Below are 17,146 nucleotides of genomic sequence, written 5' to 3' on the forward strand. Positions count from 1 at the left end.
AGGAGTCACTCCCATGAAAAGCGTAAGGGTTGTTGGGCTGGCGCTAGTCGCCAGTGCATTGCTTTCTGCTTCGCTGATGGTGGCACAGCAAATGTCGCAAGGCCCCCCCGTCGAGATGAAAGGCGTGAAGGCGCAGAAGAAGCACGAGGCAACGCTCGCTGGCTTTTTCACACCGATCAACGGCAAGCTCAAGATGCGAGCCACGGAGATCGAGATCGCGCCCCAAGGGTCAATCGGAGATCACTTGCACGTTGGCCCCGGCATCCGGTACTTGGTTGAGGGCGACCTGACACTCGTGGATGCCGATACCGGCAGAGAGCAACAGCTGCGAGCTGGCGATTATTTCGATGAATCTGGAGATCGTGACGTCCGTGCCCAGAACCGCGGCGCTGTGCCCGTCAAGATCGTGGTTGTCGAGTTGGTTCCGGGGGACTTGCAGGGCAGTGCGATGGTTCCGCTGAGTCGGCGTCCTGATTTGGAAAAGCAGGGCCCGCAGCTAAAGGAGGCGATCTGCGGCGCAAAGTAGAAGCGGCCCCCCCCCAGAATCTCATGATTGCGACGCCACACGGCGATGGCGTCAGGGCGGAGGACATCGAGCGGGCTCGAACAGGTCGCAGCCGAGTTGCGGGAAGTGCTACCACAGGGCACCCAGTATCCGGATCTGCGATCTCCCCACCCAGAAGGCCCCCGCAGGGGCGCCGCCGCCGACGCTTCTTGATAAGCCTTTGCCAAGTTGCCTCGTTCGAACGATTTCGGGTTAGTCGAGCACCGGCGACGACGAAGTTGGGGTTACGCGGGACCAAGCCGCCGTACACGTTCGAGAAGCTGTTCAGCAAGGCAGTCGAAGTTGGCAGCGACATCGGGTGCTGCAACCGTGTCGTGGAGCGCCTCGCCCATCATAGCCAGAACATCATGGAAATCATCGGGGAGGGCTTGATCCGTCAAGTCCCGTTCCCATTCTTCGGAGTTGGCAGAAAACAGGTCAACGGCCCAACAATTCGCATAGCTGCGGCCCACTCCCGCAAGATATTCCAGTAACTCCTCAAGGCTCTTCTTGAGCACTGCTAGGTCTAGCGGGTTTGAAAGGAGGGCGGAGTAAACCTGTTGCAGATAACGGGTTGCCATGTCCCACCTCCGGGGAGTTCAGCGATCTAGTGATTGAAAGATTTCAAGAGACTCCGCGAGCGAACCCCAGGCTCGCCATTCGGATCTTCCTTCAGCGTCTGCTCGAACTCCTGCTTCGCGCCAGAGGAATCCGTTAGCTGTAACAGAATACGGGCGCGCAAATAGTGGACGAAGGCGCGAATCTGCGGCGGCACGCTGCCTGGAGTCAATCGAAGGGCCTCTGTGACCTCGCGCAATGCCGCTGGGTAATCCTTCTTTCGGTTCAGCGCACGAGCCATCTCGAAGTGACTTTGCCAGGAGGAGGGCAGCAACCGTATTGCTCTTGGTAGGAAGACTAAAGCGTCGTCGCTTCGACCCGCATCGTTGTATACAGAGGCGAGCACCAGGCAAGAAAGCCCATAGGCAGGATCCGCATGGGTGGCTTCTTCGAGATCTGCTGTTGCCGCTCCGATTCGCCCTTCGTTCAGTTCTAAAATCCCACGAAGCGTCAACGCCACTGCGTACTTGGGGTAGCCGCCCAAAGCGCGAGACAGTTGCCTTTGTGCTTCAGGTTTGTCGTTGTGTGCAATTGCACGGGCAGCTTTTTCGACTGCGCTCCGTGCCTTAGCAGACACGAGCATTTGATTCCTCGTAACGCTCTGCTGTCCAGGGGTTCCTGCCAATCGTGCCACGCCAGGTATGGGCTTAGCGGAACCATCCTGAACCAAGGGCTGTTCGGCGGCAGAGGGCGATACAGGAATGCCGCCCGACTCCGGCGTGGAGGGTAATTGCTGTGAGCTGGCAGGAGGTGAGCAGAGCAGAAGAAGCACAAGCAGTGCACGTGAAGACTTCATGGTGGCCCCCTAAGAGGCGCACATTCGTTTCTCGATTCGGTTGTTCGTCCCGGGAACCGGGTCGCTCTGCCTCAGGGGGTGATGCACTTCCTTCGGCGGAAAACTGCTCTTCGGAGAGGCGAGTTGAAACGATCTCTTATCGCACTCGCGCACATGTGTCTGTGCTATATGTCACAGATATGTGTGAGAAATCGCCAGGCGTGAATTGTAGTCAACGAGCGATAAATCGACTAATGAGATGGTCCGCCGCTGGTCATGCCTCGTTGGCATGATGCAGCAACTCAGAAGCGGAGGATCATCTCATGCAGATCACGTCGGTTGGAATCGACTTCGGCAAGACCACGTTTCACTTCGTCGCCCTGGACGAGCACAGCAAGATTGTAACCATGAAAAAGTTCTCCCGTTAGCAACTGCTGGCCTACACGGCGAACCTGCCAAGTTCGCTGATTGGCATCGAAGCCTGCTCGGGCGCGCACTTCATCGGTGCGGCGCTGCGTGACCAAGGCCACGATGTGCGGCTGATTCCGGCGCAGTTCATAAAACCGTTTCTCAAGTCGAACAAGAACGACTTCCTGGATGCCGAAGCGATCGCGGAAGCGGTGGCGCGGCAGAACATGCGCTTTGTGCCCATCAAGACCGACGACCAGCTCGATCTGCAGGCGCTGCACCGCGTGCGCGACCGGCTGGTGCATCGTCGCACGGCGCCACTTCGCCCGCGCTCACGCCTTCGGGTATATGGCATGAATAAGCAGGAAGGTCAGCGCGGCGACTGCCGCGGAGGCTGGAATGGTGAGGATCCATGCCCACACAATACGAGCTGCGACCCCCCAACGCACCGCCGACAGCCGGTGGGTTGCGCCGACTCCCACGATGGCGCCGGTGATGGTGTGCGTAGTACTGACGGGAATGCCGGCGAGTGCGGTGCCGAATAGCGTGATGGCGCCCGCAGTTTCAGCGCAGAATCCGCCAACCGGGCGCAATTTGGTGATCTTGGAACCCATGGTATGCACGATTCGCCATCCGCCCAGGTAGGTGCCGGCCGCAATCGCGGCGTGCGCTCCCAGGATGATGAACCATTTGTAGGGTCCCCAATCTCCTGCCATCTGTTGCTTGCTCATGTAGCCGGCGGTGAACAAAGCGCCGGCGATGATGCCCATCGTTTTCTGCGCATCGTTGCCGCCGTGCCCCAGACTATAAGCGGCGGCCGACAATAATTGCGCCTTGCGGAAGATTCTGTCCACCTGCTGCGGAGACGTATGCTGGAAAATCCAGTACACGGCCACCATCAGCCCAAACCCCAGGACCAGGCCCATGACCGGCGCGACTACGATGAAAATCAGGGTCTTGGTCCAACCACCGGGAACAATGGCGCTCAACGCATGCGACGGGCCACGCACCAACGCCGCCCGCGCGATGGCCGCGCCAGCGTAGCCGCCGATCAGGGCATGGGAAGACGACGTGGGCAGGCCCAACAACCACGTCACGATGTCCCAGACAATTGCGCCCCACAGGCCTCCTAACACAACGAATTGGGTGACGATGCTGAGATCGACCATGCCCCTGCCAATCGTTTTGGCTACAGCGGTGCCGAGCAGGAAGGCGGCGACGAAGTTAAAGAAGGCCGCCCATGCTACCGCAAGTCGTGGCGACAGCACGCGCGTGGAGACTACGGTAGCGATGCTGTTGGCCGCGTCATGAAATCCATTGAGGAAGTCGAAGGTCAGCGCAACCACGACCGTGACCACAACCAGCACGAGGCCAGTGTCCACCTGCAGATCCTTTTTTTGCAGAGATTTACGCGCTCTTGACGGCTATTGACTCGAGCACGTTCGCGGCATCTTCCGCCTTGTCCGTTGCTTTCTCGAGCACTTCGATAAGTTCCTTGAACTTGATCAGCTGGATACAGTCTTTTTCGTTCTCGAACAAGGCGGCGACGGCCCGGCGCTCTACCTGGTCCGCCTCGTTTTCCAGGCGATTGATCTCCACACAGTGCCGCATCATTTCCTGGTTCTTGCCCAGCTTTGACAGAGCTGCCGCCAACTCTTCCGTTTGTCGAATGATGATGGTAGCCAGTACCGCCGCCGCGACCGGAGGAACAGCAATTTTGTAGTTCAGCAGACGTTCGGCAGCTCCGAGGATAAAGTCGAGAACATCATCGAGTGAAGTGGCCAGCTTGTGGATATCTTCGCGATCGAAAGGCGTGATGAACGTCTGGTTCAAGGCAACCATGATTTCATGGGTAATTTCGTCACCGCGATGTTCGATCGCCTTGATTTTCAGCACGCGCTCCTCAAGATCGCTGTAGTGCTGCAGGGTCTCGAGGAGCAGCCGCGCTCCCACACCCAGGTTCTTAGCCATGCCATGAAACATCTCCACGAACTTTGTGTCCCGAGGAATGAGACGTACCATCAGAAGGCTCTCCTGCTCGCAGCAAATGATTAAGACGATGTTAAAAAAGCTCGTAACTATCTCACGGCGCGGGCCCAATCGCCAAGGCTGTAGATCACACCCTGCAGGTAGCGATGAATGACGACAGCTGAAAGCCAGCTGCGATCAACGTCTAGTCTATCGAGACGCGGCCCGCTGCGGGCAATGACTCCACGTCGCCCGACGGCGCCGGCTGACAATTCGCGAGCGGTAGTGAGAAGAAAAATGTCGCACCGTGCCCGAGTTCGCTTTCCACTCGGACCTGGCCCGCGTGCGCTTGCACGATGTGCTTGACAATCGCCAACCCCAATCCAGTGCCACCGGCGTCGCGGGAGCGCGCCTTGTCAACACGGTAGAAGCGCTCGAATAGTCTGGAGTGATGTTGCGAACTTATTCCCGGGCCGAAATCGCGCACGAAAAACTCCACTTGCTGGGCTGCTTCCCGGGCCCCTACCACGACCCGCTTACCGCCCAGACCATACTTGATCGCATTGGCAATCAGATTTGCGAACACCCGGTGTATGGCATCGCGATCTGCGAGCACCAGCACCGACGTAGTGTTGTCGCACCCGAGTTCCATGCCGGCCATCTCTGCCTGGTGTCGTGAACTGTGAACCGCCTCCGCCAGCAGCTCGTCGGCCCTGACCGGGACAAAATTGTAACGTTCCTCGCCTGATTCAACCCTTGCCAATACCAGCAGGTCTGAGGTCAAACGAGTCATGCGGGTCGCGTTCTTGAGAATGATCTCCAGAAAATCCCGGTGAGTGGGGTCAGCATTGGCCGGTACAGACTCGATGAGCGTCTCGGCGTATCCCTGTATCGAGGTCAATGGCGTCCGCAGCTCGTGAGAGACATTTGCGATGAAGTCGCGCCGGGTTTTTTCGACGCGCTCGGATTCCGTGACGTCACGCAGCACCATCACCGCCCCCGCAGTTGCCATCGGAGCCGCGGTAAGCTCAAACACCCGGCCGAGAGCAAGGGATGATATCCGCGTTCTGCAGACCTCGTTGCGATGAAGCGCTCCATTCAGCGCGGCAAGGAAGCTGGGATCGCGGACGCTTTCGATAACCGGCGAACCGGTCTTGGCCGCCGCGGGCGCCAACGTCCTCATCAGATCATTTGCCCACAACACCTTTCCGTCACTGCTGACAGCGATGACGGCTTCCTGGATGCTGTTGAGCAGCGTCTCCATTTCATCCCGGCTGTTTTGCAAGGAATCGAAGGTGAGCTGCAGCTTTCGGGCGGTCTGATCCAGGGCGGCAGTTACCGCCGCCAGTTCATCCGTAGATAAATCAGCGATGCGCGCGTTCAAGTCGCCGGAGGTAATTTTCTGCGCGAATGCCGCCAGACGAGATAGTCGTTGCGATACTCGCCGGGCCAAAAGCGCAGCCAGCAAGCTGGCAAAGACCAGGGCGACGGTAGAGGCAAGAAGCAGCGAGCGGCGCACGCTGGAGAGGTCGTGCTGGATGCTCGAAAGCGAGTAGGCGAATCGCACGGCGCCGCCGCGAGTGGGAACAGCGACATACAAAAATGGAATTCCGACCGTTCGACTCAAGCGGGTGGAACTGCCGGTCCGCCCAGCTAATGCGCTGATGAATTCCGGGCGGGTAGCGTGGTTTTCCATGGTGGCTGAATCGGCAGACGAATCGGCAAGAACCCTGCCGGACGAGTCGATCACCGTAGCCCGCGCCTCCGCGGCAGCGGCTGCGTCATTGACCAACTGCTGCAAAGGAAGGGTCTTATTCGTTTCGACAGTGTGGGCGAAAAGCTGCGCCTTTCCGACCAGCCCACGTTCAATCTCGCGACGCAACGAATCTTCCCAGGTCCGCTGAATGACAATGTCCACCGTGACCATGGCAATGACGATCACGAGCAAAAATGCCGCGAGTAGCTTGACAAAAACGCCGTGTCTCACGAGGTCGCCTCAATCACAGGCTTGACGGTGCTATGTACCTGCTCCGACCGCACTCCACATGTTAGACATTGTACCGACACAACCTGCTGGAGAGCTCATTGGAGCGGCACTCCGCGATGTTATGTCGATTGCGAGCAGTTTGGCGGGTCGGCGGGACTTGCCACCGCCCGCAAGGCTTGGTTGCGCTCCCCCGGCGCTGCTTCCGCTGCTTTCCGCCTACTCCCCCGGCACGACTTTTTTGGGCCTTCGTTTCAAACGGGAATGCACGTCATAAGTTTCTCCTTCTCATCATCAACGCCGCACCCGCCGAGTGGTAGCGTGATGGTGTCTTCGCCCGGAACCGTGGGCAGTACGCGCATGGGCATTCCGCGCGCAGATGGAGAAACCGTGAGCCAGCAGATTGGGCCTCGCTCCAATGCGGCGGTACAAGCATTGGTGGTATGCCTGGATACGAGGACGATCGACCAGGTCGGCGAGGTGCTGCAAACGATGAGCATCGAGATGGAAACCTGCGTTGAGCCGCAGGCCGCCATCCGCCGCATGGGCCGGGAGAAGGTGGACGCGTTGTTTGTAGATTGGCACAACCGCGACGCCGCCCGGGAAGTGCTGCGATTTGTCCGCAATTCCTCCTCGAACCGCACCGTCATCGTGTTCGCCATCGCCGAGGGCAATGGCGACGCCGAGGACGCGTTTCGCAGCGGCGCGCATTTCGTCATCGAACGTCCGCTCACCAAATCACGTTTGATGCGCATCATGCGCACCACCTATGGGCTGATTCTTCGCGAGCGGCGCCGCTATTTCCGCTACCCGGTGGCGATCCCGGTGTTCTTTTCCAAGTCGTTTGGCCGGGAAGTTGAAACCGTAAGTTTAGACATCAGCGAACGCGGCATTGCCATCATGCTTCCGGAAGGAGCGAAAACCGGGGACGAAGTTTCCGTGCGCTTTCAATTGCCGGGAAAGACGGGGTTGCTGCGCCTGAAAGCGCAGGTTTGCTGGTGCGACGAGGGCAGGCGGGCCGGATTGCAGTTCGGCGCTGTGCCGTCTGAATACGCGAAGGAATTGCAGGAATGGATGGCGCGTCGCCTGGAGGAATGCACTCCTACAGCGATTCGAGCTGCCGTCGATTGTGTTCCGCAGTAGATGCGGCAGCTGCCAGGTAACGAACGAGGGAAGCTATGAACGATTCATCAATTTCGCTGAGCGCAATGCCGGCAGCCCGTTCCAGCGAACGACGCGCGGCGGGGTGGCTGGAACGCCGGCTCCAGGAAGTGAACCGCGAGCTGTGGCTGGTGCTGTCGATGTTCGTACTGGCGGCCTTCCTGAATTTCGCCGCCGGCACCGAACGGATGGTTCTGGGCTTCTACTCGCTGCCCACCCTTTTTTCCGCTTACGTGTACGGACGCAGGCACGCCGTGCTGAGCGCCTTCGCCAGCGCCTTCCTGGTGGGGCTGCTGAGTTATTTCAATCCGCAGCTGTTCACGCGCACGTCCGTAAGGCTGCCGGTGGATGATCGCTGGTTCGATCTCGTCATCTGGGCCGGGATCCTGGTCCTGACCGCCTATGCCATGGGCACGCTGTATGAACGGCGCGAGCGCAGCATGAGCGAGCTGCGCGATGCCTACCACGGAATCCTCCTCATCCTGCAGTCGGTCATCGCGAAAGACAAGGACATCGAGAACCATTCCTACCGCGTATCCATCTACGCTACGAGAATCGCGCAAATCATGCGAATGGAAGCGGAGCGGATTGAAGACCTCCGCTCGGCGGCGCTGTTGCACGAATTGGTAAACGTGGATATCGGCCACGACGTCCTGCTGAAGGCGGCCCGCAGTACCGGCGGCACCTCGCTGCAATCCCGCGGAGCCGCCCGCGCTGGCGGTTCGTTGCCGCGCGTGTTGCCCATTCTCCTGGCAGCCGGAGAAGCTCGCCAGGCGGGCGGAAGCGAACTTCCAATCGAAAGCCGGGTGCTTTCCGTGGCGGACGTGTTCGACTCGCTCACCAGCGACCGGCCGTATCGTAAGGCGATGTCGCCATTCGATGCCAAGGAGATCATCCTGCGCGGGGCCGGCAGCGATTTCGATCCCACCGTGGTCAGCGCGTTTGCATTCGCCTTCGACCGGCGGCAATTAGAACCACCGGCCTTCACCGGCACTGCCAGTGGATGATCGCTTGTACTGGTGTCGCTAACGGTGCGGCAGTTCCAATCGCGCTCCCACTTTTACCAGAACCGGCGGGCCCCAGGACGGGGTCGGAGTGCGGCCGACGATATAGCGCTGATCGAGAGCGTTCTCCGCGGCGCAGTAAAGCGAGACACCACGGGCGAGCCGCCGCGACGCAAATACGTCGAGATTGAACATGGAATCGAGCGGCAGCAGGTTCTGGTCGTCATCAAACTGGCGACTGGAGGCGCGCGCCTGTGCCGAGAAGGTCCACTTGTGCCCACTATAAGCGATAGCAGCGCTCATCGCGTGCCGTGGAACTTGCGGAATCACGAGGCCCACCAGCGCCAGGTTGGCGGGGGAGGTCAATACCGTCGCGTCCAGGAACTGGTACGCGGTGCGGATGGTAAAGCGGTGGGCAAGGCGCGACTCGAGCGATAGCTCCAGCCCGCGAGAACGCAAGCTGCCCAGGTTCTGGCGTTGGCGCGTGATCAGCTGCGGCGTGACCCGCAAGGTGGAGTTGGCGACCGGATCCGTCACCTGGTTCCAGAAAAAATTGGCGCGGGCGCGAATTGTGGCAGTCGAAAATCCGATCCCGGTTTCGGCGCCATCCAGGTGCTCAGGGTTGAGCGCCGGGTTGGCAAGGGTGAGGATATTGCCGACCCGAAAATTGCGGTACAGCTCATTCAGTGTCGGCACGCGAAACGAGCGGTAAGCCGAGCTTGTCCAGCTGAAGCCGCGACCGAGCGACACGACCGCGCCGGCATGGGGGCTGGCGGCCAAGCCGTCTCGTGAACCCTGGACAAGCAAAGGTTCGTTGCTCCAGCGGTCCAGCCGAGCGCCAAGAGTGAGGGTCAGGCGGCGAAAGCGGATGGAATCACCCACATAATTTCCGAACAGTGTCTGGCCTCCGCCGGCTGAAGACGGGGTTGCTTTGCCGCCGTTGAAGCTGATCTCGTTGCTGACGCCGCGAACCACCCGCAGCTCGCTGCCGGCAAAAATCGAGTGGCGATTTGCCAGCAGGCCCGTCCACTGCGCGCCGCCGCCGGCCTGCTGCGCCGGAACCAGCTGCCAGGAGGTCAACGTCTCACGCGAACGATCGACCGCGATGGCGGAGAATGTCTGCGAGTAACGTTGAGCGTCGCCGTAGGCCCGTAAAGCAAGGAGGCCCGGACCGGCGCGAAGGTCCAGCCCGGCGCGCACTTCCGCCAGGCGCGTGCTGTTCACCTGCAAAGGTGTTCCGTTGCCGCGCCCCTCGTTGAACAGAGACACGGAAGCGAAGGCATTGCCATCGCCGGCGAGGCGGCGTTGCAGGCGGGTGGCGACGCTGGCGTAGTGCAAGGTCAAGGGAGTATCGACGCTGCCACGATCCGGGCGCAGCACCGCCACGTAACCGTCGGTGCGAAATCCTTCCGCGGATGCGTTCAGAGTCCAAGGGCCGAACGGGTGGCTCGCGACGACGGAGCCCTCCGGCGTGTTCTGGTTGCCGAAGTTAATGTCGGCGGCAAGTTGTTCCGGGGGATGCTGCTGGAAGATGTTGACCACGCCGGCCAGGGCAGAACTGCCGTAGAGGTGGGAAGCGCCCCCGGCCATCAGTTCAACCGCGTCGATGGTCTCGGCCGGTACGCGATCCCAGTAAACCCAGCCTCCGAAGGGATCGTTGAGGGGAACGTCATCGTCGATGACCAGGAGTCTGCTGGCGCCGCTCGCCGCCAGTCCGCGCAGTGATGCGCCCTGGGTGGTGGGATTGGCAGCGCGGCTGCCGGTGCGCCGCAGCAGCGAGAATCCCGGCGCCTGGCGAAGTTTCTCGTCGAGCGTAGCGCCGCCGGAATCGGCAATTGCTTTCCCGGAAAAACGGACTACGGCGGCATCGGTCTGGGCGACCGGCGTGGCCGAGCGCTGCGGCGTCACCACGATTTCCTGGGTTAATGGAAGCACCGGCAACACTACGTCGATGCGTGCGCTGCGATCGATGACACGCTGCCGCACCGGGGAAAAGCCGGCGGCCTGCACCAGGAGTTCGGCACCGGGAGCAACGTCGGGAAAACTGAAGCGGCCACCTCCGTCCGAGACGCGTTCGGTGCGCTGCCCGGCATCGTCCACCACGATGCGTGCCCCGGGAATGACCGCGCCGGAGGCGTCGCGCACGGTGCCACGCAAGCCCTCCGCCTGGGCGCACAATGAGCACGCGGCCAACACGAAAACGGGGAACAGCTTGATCATAGTTGGGCCCGGCGTGTTATGCCAGGCGGCGATGCGACGGGCTGTCCCTGCAAATCCACCCACCCCGGGCAAGATAGTGCGGGACTTCCGAGAAGAGATGCGGAATCCAGAGTCTCAGGTTGGCAGCGGGCTGAAGTGGTGGATCGAAAGTGACGGATCGCGGAAAGAAGGCTGCAGGCGGCTCCGTATACAATCACTACGGAGAAAATCATGTCATCTGCTCTTCAAGACCTTGAACCGAAGCGGCTGTGGAAGCACTTTGAAGCGCTGGCGGCGATCCCGCGGGCGTCCACCAAGGAAGCGGCGGCGCGCGACTACGTGCTGGCACAGGCCAAGCGATTGGGCCTGGAGTCGGTACACGACAAGGTCGGCAACACGGTCATCCGTAAACCGGCGCGCAAGGGCCGCGAGAATGCTCCCATGGCGCTGCTGCAGGGACATCTCGACATGGTGTGCGAGAAGAATGAAGGCACCGCGCACAACTTCGAGCGCGATCCCATCAAGGTGGTGCGAGATGGTGATTGGCTGAAGGCCGACGGGACCACGCTGGGATCCGATAACGGTGTCGGGGTGGCGGCGGCCTTGGCAGTCTTGGAGAGCGACGACATCGCGCACGGGCCGCTGGAGTTCGCCTTCACCATCGACGAGGAAACGGGTCTCACGGGCGCCTCGGAATTTCCCGCCGGACTGCTAAAGTCAAAGTATTTCCTGAACCTGGATAACGAAGAGAAGGGAACGCTGTGCATCGGCTGCTCGGGAGGAATCAACACTACCGCGCGGCGCAAGGTGACGCTTCGCAAAGCCAAGGGCGGCGCGCCGTACCGGATCAAGGTTTCCGGGCTGAAGGGCGGCCATTCCGGGGTGGACATCCACCAGGGCCGCGGCAATGCCATTCGCATGCTGGGACGGGTCTTGCAGCGCGCGATGGAAGCCGTTTCCGTTGAGATTGCCGACCTGAAGGGCGGAAGCGCGCGCAACGCGATTCCGCGAGAAGCCTCGGCAACCGTGGTAACGGATGCGGCGCGTGAAAAAGACTTGCAGGCGCTGGTGGCCGAGATGCAGGCGGAATTCCAGTCTGACCTGGGGAATTTTGATCCTGGAGTACAGGTCGCGCTGGAGAAGAGCTCGGGCGCGCCTGAGGTGCTCGCCGCCGACGACGCGCGCAGCGCGGTGGACCTGCTGGCCAGCCTTCATCACGGAGTCCTGGCGATGAGCCCGGACATTGCCGGGCTGGTGCAGACCTCCACCAACCTTGCGACTGTGGGCCTGAACGATGGGGTACTGGAGATCGGCACCAGCCAACGCAGCGCGATCGCGAGCAGCAAAGACGCTGCCGCGCGCATGATCGCCACCATTTGCCGCCTGGCGGGGTTCGATACTTCCCATGGCGCCGGCTATCCGGGATGGAAGCCGGACCCGAATAGCGAAATCGTCAGGAAGATGCAGTCGGTGCACCAGGAACTTTTCGGCCAGCCGGCGAAGCTCATTGCCATGCACGCCGGCTTGGAGTGCGGCGTGATCGGCGAAAAGTATCCGGGAATGCAGATGATCTCGCTGGGGCCGCAGATCGAGAACCCCCACAGTCCCAACGAGCGCGTGCAAATCTCGTCGGTGGAGAGTTTTTGGAATTTCCTGAAGACAGCGCTGGAACGGATCTGAGGAATTAAGATTTTTGAGAATGCAGAATCCGTTATTCTTCATTTTGAATTTTTCATTCTGAATTGTGTCCAAAACTGCCCATGCAGTGCCGGAGCTACCGCCTACGCCGTTTCGCGATCCGGAAGGCGCCCGCCGCAACCTGGCGAAGATTGCCGAGCGCGTGCCGGCCGGGGTGTCGCGAGCGATTCCGGCGCTGCTCGCCGATGTTCCCGACCCGGACGCGGCGCTGAACCTGTTCGAACGTCTCACTGAAAGCGCGCCGGCGGAGTTGTTTCGTGCCTTCGACCGCGACCGGGTGCTGGCGCACTACGCCTTGGCGGTATTCGGATACAGCCACTTTCTCGGCGAAACCCTGATCCAGAACAGCGACCTGTTTCACATGCTGCAGCGCGACAAGATCCTGGACCACTCGCGCTCCCGCGAGGAGTACCGCGAGGCTTTCGCGCGCTTCCGGTCGCGATCCTTCGATACCGACCTGGCGCTGCTGCTGGCGCGCTTCAAGCGCCGCGAGTACGTGCGCATCATGCTGCGCGACGTGCTGGGCACGGCCACCTTGGCGGATACCACCAATGAAATTTCTTCCCTCGCCGACGTGCTGATCGAGGAGGCGCTGCGCGAGACCGACGCCGCCTTCCGCAGCCGCTACGGCCCGCCGCAGCACTTCGACGCGGAAGGCAGGCTGACCGACATTCCGGTGACGGTGGTGTCGCTGGGCAAGCTGGGCGGCAACGAGCTGAACTACAGCTCCGACATCGACCTGCTGTTTCTCTTTGGCGACGGCGAGGATGCGGGCACGACCTCGATTTCCGTTCGCGAGTATTTTGTCCGCCTGGCGCAAACCGTGACCGACACGCTGTCGCGGATCACGAAAGACGGTTCGGCATTTCGCGTCGACCTCCGCTTGCGGCCACAGGGCGGGGAAGGCGAGCCGGCGATCGGGCTATCGCAGGCGCTGCAATATTACGGCAACTCTGCCGCCGATTGGGAGCTGCAGGCGATGATCAAGGCGCGGCAGTCGGCAGGAGACGTATCGCTGGCCCGGAAATTCATTCGCGCCGTCCAGCCCTTCGTGTACCGCGAGCAGCTGAACTTCGCGGCGATTGAAACGGCGCTGAGGGCACGGGACCGAATCGGCGCCCGGCGCCGCGTGGCCACCGCGAAAGGCGGCACCATTGACGTCAAGCTCGATCGCGGCGGCATTCGCGACATCGAGTTCCTGGTGCAGTGCCTGCAGCGCGTTTACGGCGGCAACGAGCGCTGGCTGCGCTCCGGCGGCACCTTGTTCTCGCTGCAGAAGCTGCACGATAAAGAACACCTGGCCGGCCGCGACTTCAACGAGCTGACCACCGCTTACGAGTTTCTGCGAAAGCTGGAGCACCGGTTGCAACTTCGCCAGGGACAGCAGACGCACAAGCTACCCAAATCGCGGGAACAGCTGGAAGTCCTGGCGCGTTCGATGGCGAGCGGGCAGGTGGCACTGGCCGACGACCTGGAGCAGTCAGTGCGGCGGCGCATGGCGGCGGTCGCCGAAATCTACAACCGGATCATCCATCACCAGCAGTGGCAGCAACAGCGCGACACGCCGGAGTTTCACTTGGAAAGCGCGGAGCCGGGGCGCGACCAGAGCGAGCGGCAGATCATGGCGCGCCTGGCGGCCGATGCTCCCGCGCTGCACGAAGTCATGAGCAGCGCAAACCTGAAGGGTCCGGCGAGAAGGAACCTGCTTCGTTTTTTGTCAGCCGCTTTCACCAGCTCGGAGCGGTACGCAACCGTCGCGCGTGCGCCAGAAGCGGTGCAAGGCGCGGTAGAGATTCTGCGCCTGAGCGATTATCTGACCGACATTCTGACTCGGCATCCGGAAGAGATTGCCGGGCTGGCGAGCCGCGGAGGGGGCGCGGCACCGAACGGCGCCGGCCAGCTATTTGAGCAGGAGGAGGAAGAACAGCGCGCGTTTGGCGACCCCGTGTTCGCTTATCTGGCCTCAGCCGAAGTCGGCCATAACGAGAAGATGTCGTTGCTGCGCCGCCACTATCGGCACCGCGTATTTGCCTCCGGCGCGCGCGACGTGGTGGAAAACCGCAACGTGTACGAGTCCCTGGCGGAAAATAGCGCCGCTGCCGACGAGGCGATTGCGGCCGCATTGGCCATCGCAGGACAACCGCCCGGATTCGCGGTGCTGGCGCTAGGGCGGCTGGGCACCAGCGAGTTCGACCTGCTTTCCGACGCGGACTTGCTGTTTGTGCGCGATGAATCGCTGGATGCCGCCGCCGCCACGCACGCCGCCGAACAGCTGATGCACACCTTGTCCGCATATACGCGCGAGGGTACCGTGTTCCCCGTGGATGCGCGGCTGCGTCCGCGCGGCGCGGAAGGCGAACTGGTGATGAGCGTTGCCTACCTGGGGGAGTATTTCCGCCGCGAGGCGCAGGCCTGGGAGGCGCTGAGCTTCACCAAGCTGCGGCATGTCGCCGGAAACGTCGGCCTGTTCACCAGCGCCACCGCGAATGTCTCGGCGCTGCTGGCGCGATTCTCCGCCGATGAAGGGTTTATCGAAGCAGTCCGGGAGATGCGTTCCAAGCTCGACAAATCCGACCCGGGCGAATTCAGCTTGAAGACCGGTGCCGGCGGCATGTACGACGTGGACTTCCTGGTCTCGGCGCTGGCGGTGAAACACCGCGTCGCACTGCGCGGGAACACGCGCCAGCGGCTGCGCGCCCTGCGTTATGCGCGGCTGCTCGGCGACAGCGAATTCGAGTTGCTGGACCGGGCGGCGGAGTTTTATCGCGTCCTGGACCACGCCATTCGCCTCGTCACTGGCCGGCGGCGCCGGGCCTTGCCGGTCGGCGAACAGGCACGCAGCGCGATCGAAGAACTGGCTGCGCGTATGCTCGGCGGCGCCCTGGACGGAGATGTAGCGGCCCAGTTAGAACGAACCTCGACGGCGGTGCGCGCCCTCTATGAGCACGTGATGGTGTGACCGCCAACACCAGCTTCTTGTCCATGCCGGTCTTGCGGCGGGAATTCCGGTCCAACGCAGCCGGGTCAGGATCCTGCCACCCATGCGGGGAACCGGCGCTGCTGCTGATTTTCAGCTGCTGCTTTCGAAATCCGCACCCGCCACTCCGGACGACGGTATCCTGAGGGAGCTGGACGGCATGGTCACTCGTCACATTCTTTAGTGATCTGCGTCATGCCCCCTTGTACAACCCGTGGGCCTATAATTGGCGAGTCTCTGATAACCCCGAGGAGGTGGTTGATGGCGGATTCTTATAACGGCCTTCCTGTGCCGAAGGACGGCGCCCGAATTACTTACAGCAACGGCAAGTTCAATATTCCTGATAATCCCATCATTCCGTTCATTGAAGGTGATGGAACCGGCCGCGACATCTGGAAAGCCTCAGTGCGCGTGTTCGACGCGGCGGTAAAAAAGGCCTACGGCGGCAAGCGCCGCATCGTGTGGTACGAAGTGTTCGCCGGCGAAAAGGCGATGTCCACGTTCAAGAACTGGCTTCCCGAAGGCACCATCGAGGCGCTGAAGGACATGCGCGTCAGCATCAAGGGCCCGCTGACCACGCCCGTCGGCGGCGGCATCCGCTCGCTGAACGTCGCGCTCCGCCAGATCCTGGATCTGTATGACTGCGTGCGCCCCGTGAAGCACTATGGCGCGCCCTCCCCGGTGAAGCACCCCGAGCGTATGAACGTGGTCATCCATCGCGAGAACACGGAAGACGTCTACGCCGGCATCGAGTGGGAAGAGGGAAGCGACAAGGTCAAGAAGCTGATCAGCTTCCTGAACAACGAGATGCTGGCCGGCACGGGCAAGAAGATCCGCGAGGACAGCGGCGTCGGTATCAAGCCCATCTCCATCACCGGCACCAAGCGACTGGTCCGCAATGCCATCAAAGACGCACTGCGGAGCGGCCGCAAGAAGGTCACGCTCGTCCACAAGGGCAACATCCAGAAATTCACCGAAGGCGCTTTCCGCGCCTGGGGCTACGAACTGGCCACCAGCGAATTCCGCGACCAGGTGGTCACCGAGCGCGAGAGCTGGATCCTCGACAATAAGGACAAGAACCCGAACATCACCATCGAGCAGAACGCTGCCCTGGTCGAGCCGGGCCTGGAGTACGCTGCCAAGGAGTTCCAACAGACCGTGTACAAAGAAGTGAAAGACGTGTTGGACAAGATCTACAAGTCGCACGGCAACGGCCAGTGGAAGAAGAAGCTGATGGTCAATGACCGCATCGCAGACTCCATCTTCCAGCAGGTCGTAACCCGCGCCGACGAGTACGACATCCTGGCGACACCCAATCTGAACGGCGACTACATCAGCGACGCCTGCGCGGCTCAGATCGGCGGCCTGGGCATCGCAGCCGGCGCCAACATCGGCGATGGCTATGCCATCTTCGAAGCCACCCACGGTACGGCGCCCAAGTATGCCGACCTGGACGTCATTAACCCGACCTCGGTCATCCTGTCGGGCGCCATGATGTTCGAATTCCTGGGATGGAAAGAAGCGGCGAAACTGATCGAAGACGGCGTGCGCAAGACCATCGAGCAGAAGAAGGTCACCTATGACTTCCACCGCTTGATGGATGGCGCCACCAAGGTGAAATGCAGCGAGTTCGGCAGCTACATTATCGAGAACATGAACGCCTCGTCTTCGGCGGCGGCCGACTGATCGCAGCCGCGGGAAGGTCACAGTTTTTGAAATGGGGCGGGTCCCGACCCGCCCCGCTTTTTCGCCGGCGATGCGTACGCAAACCGCAATTTTGGGCGTAGACTAATCCGTTTTCATCCACGGG

12 protein-coding genes and 1 pseudogene are annotated in these 17,146 nt (G+C 61.3%); 7 read left to right on the forward strand and 6 right to left on the reverse strand.

The features are described from left to right. A partial coding sequence (locus VFI82_16610) for a cupin domain-containing protein (protein ID HET7186308.1) occupies positions 1-526 on the forward strand: 526 nt, incomplete at its 5' end. A 263-nt stretch (positions 527-789) separates the two neighbouring features. Here the strand turns inward: VFI82_16610 and VFI82_16615 are convergent. Next, positions 790-1,125 (reverse strand): hypothetical protein, encoded by a 336-nt coding sequence (locus tag VFI82_16615; GenBank protein HET7186309.1) that lies wholly within the window; start codon positions 1,123-1,125, stop codon positions 790-792. A 26-nt stretch (positions 1,126-1,151) separates the two neighbouring features. Beyond that, positions 1,152-1,958 carry a tetratricopeptide repeat protein gene (locus tag VFI82_16620; protein ID HET7186310.1) on the reverse strand — a complete coding sequence of 269 codons (807 nt, stop codon included), beginning with the start codon at positions 1,956-1,958 and terminating at the stop codon, positions 1,152-1,154. 452 nt (positions 1,959-2,410) lie between these two features. Between VFI82_16620 and VFI82_16625 the strand changes: the two are divergent. After that, positions 2,411-2,602: pseudogene (locus tag VFI82_16625) on the forward strand (IS110 family transposase). Positions 2,603-2,677: 75 nt separating this feature from the next. On the opposite strand, the gene VFI82_16630 reads toward VFI82_16625, so the two are convergent. From VFI82_16630 to VFI82_16640, 3 genes are all read right to left on the reverse strand, one after another. Continuing rightward, complete coding sequence (locus tag VFI82_16630; GenBank protein ID HET7186311.1) at positions 2,678-3,727, reverse strand: inorganic phosphate transporter; 1,050 nt, start codon at positions 3,725-3,727, stop codon at positions 2,678-2,680. 25 nt (positions 3,728-3,752) lie between these two features. Continuing rightward, positions 3,753-4,316, reverse strand: coding sequence for a DUF47 family protein (locus tag VFI82_16635; protein HET7186312.1), 564 nt, complete (start codon positions 4,314-4,316; stop codon positions 3,753-3,755). 202 nt (positions 4,317-4,518) lie between these two features. Beyond that, positions 4,519-6,300: an ATP-binding protein gene (locus VFI82_16640; protein HET7186313.1), complete on the reverse strand. Its 1,782-nt coding sequence runs from the start codon at positions 6,298-6,300 to the stop codon at positions 4,519-4,521. A 387-nt stretch (positions 6,301-6,687) separates the two neighbouring features. Here VFI82_16640 and VFI82_16645 point away from each other — a divergent pair, with 387 nt between their 5' ends. Together VFI82_16645 and VFI82_16650 are read left to right on the forward strand one after the other, a co-directional pair. Continuing rightward, positions 6,688-7,440 carry a PilZ domain-containing protein gene (locus VFI82_16645; protein ID HET7186314.1) on the forward strand — a complete coding sequence of 251 codons (753 nt, stop codon included), beginning with the start codon at positions 6,688-6,690 and terminating at the stop codon, positions 7,438-7,440. A 35-nt stretch (positions 7,441-7,475) separates the two neighbouring features. Then, positions 7,476-8,465, forward strand: a complete 990-nt coding sequence (locus tag VFI82_16650) for an HD domain-containing phosphohydrolase (GenBank protein ID HET7186315.1) — start codon at positions 7,476-7,478, stop codon at positions 8,463-8,465. 18 nt (positions 8,466-8,483) lie between these two features. Here the strand turns inward: VFI82_16650 and VFI82_16655 are convergent, their stop codons facing one another. Then, complete coding sequence (locus VFI82_16655) at positions 8,484-10,682, reverse strand: TonB-dependent receptor (protein HET7186316.1); 2,199 nt, start codon at positions 10,680-10,682, stop codon at positions 8,484-8,486. 210 nt (positions 10,683-10,892) lie between these two features. Here VFI82_16655 and VFI82_16660 point away from each other — a divergent pair, with 210 nt between their 5' ends. From VFI82_16660 to VFI82_16670, 3 genes are all read left to right on the forward strand, one after another. Beyond that, positions 10,893-12,341, forward strand: coding sequence for an aminoacyl-histidine dipeptidase (locus VFI82_16660; GenBank protein ID HET7186317.1), 1,449 nt, complete (start codon positions 10,893-10,895; stop codon positions 12,339-12,341). Between the two features lie 64 nt (positions 12,342-12,405). After that, a complete protein-coding gene (locus VFI82_16665) occupies positions 12,406-15,318 on the forward strand; it encodes a putative nucleotidyltransferase substrate binding domain-containing protein (protein ID HET7186318.1) in 2,913 nt (970 codons plus the stop codon). A 279-nt stretch (positions 15,319-15,597) separates the two neighbouring features. Then, positions 15,598-17,022: an NADP-dependent isocitrate dehydrogenase gene (locus tag VFI82_16670; GenBank protein ID HET7186319.1), complete on the forward strand. Its 1,425-nt coding sequence runs from the start codon at positions 15,598-15,600 to the stop codon at positions 17,020-17,022. Positions 17,023-17,146: the final 124 nt, after the last annotated feature.

It is taken from the genome of Terriglobales bacterium (assembly GCA_035691485.1).
Taxonomy (GTDB): domain Bacteria; phylum Acidobacteriota; class Terriglobia; order Terriglobales; family Acidobacteriaceae; genus JAIQGF01.

Excerpts from the sequence above, each read along its gene's own strand:
- VFI82_16615 (HET7186309.1), bottom strand. The coding sequence starts at position 1,125 with ATGGCAACCCGTTATCTGCAACAGGTTTACTCCGCCCTCCTTTCAAAC.
- VFI82_16620 (HET7186310.1), bottom strand. The coding sequence starts at position 1,958 with ATGAAGTCTTCACGTGCACTGCTTGTGCTTCTTCTGCTCTGCTCACCT.
- VFI82_16635 (HET7186312.1), bottom strand. The coding sequence starts at position 4,316 with ATGGCTAAGAACCTGGGTGTGGGAGCGCGGCTGCTCCTCGAGACCCTG.
- VFI82_16650 (HET7186315.1), top strand. The coding sequence starts at position 7,476 with ATGAACGATTCATCAATTTCGCTGAGCGCAATGCCGGCAGCCCGTTCC.
- VFI82_16655 (HET7186316.1), bottom strand. The coding sequence starts at position 10,682 with ATGATCAAGCTGTTCCCCGTTTTCGTGTTGGCCGCGTGCTCATTGTGC.
- VFI82_16660 (HET7186317.1), top strand. The coding sequence starts at position 10,893 with ATGTCATCTGCTCTTCAAGACCTTGAACCGAAGCGGCTGTGGAAGCAC.
- VFI82_16670 (HET7186319.1), top strand. The coding sequence starts at position 15,598 with ATGGCGGATTCTTATAACGGCCTTCCTGTGCCGAAGGACGGCGCCCGA.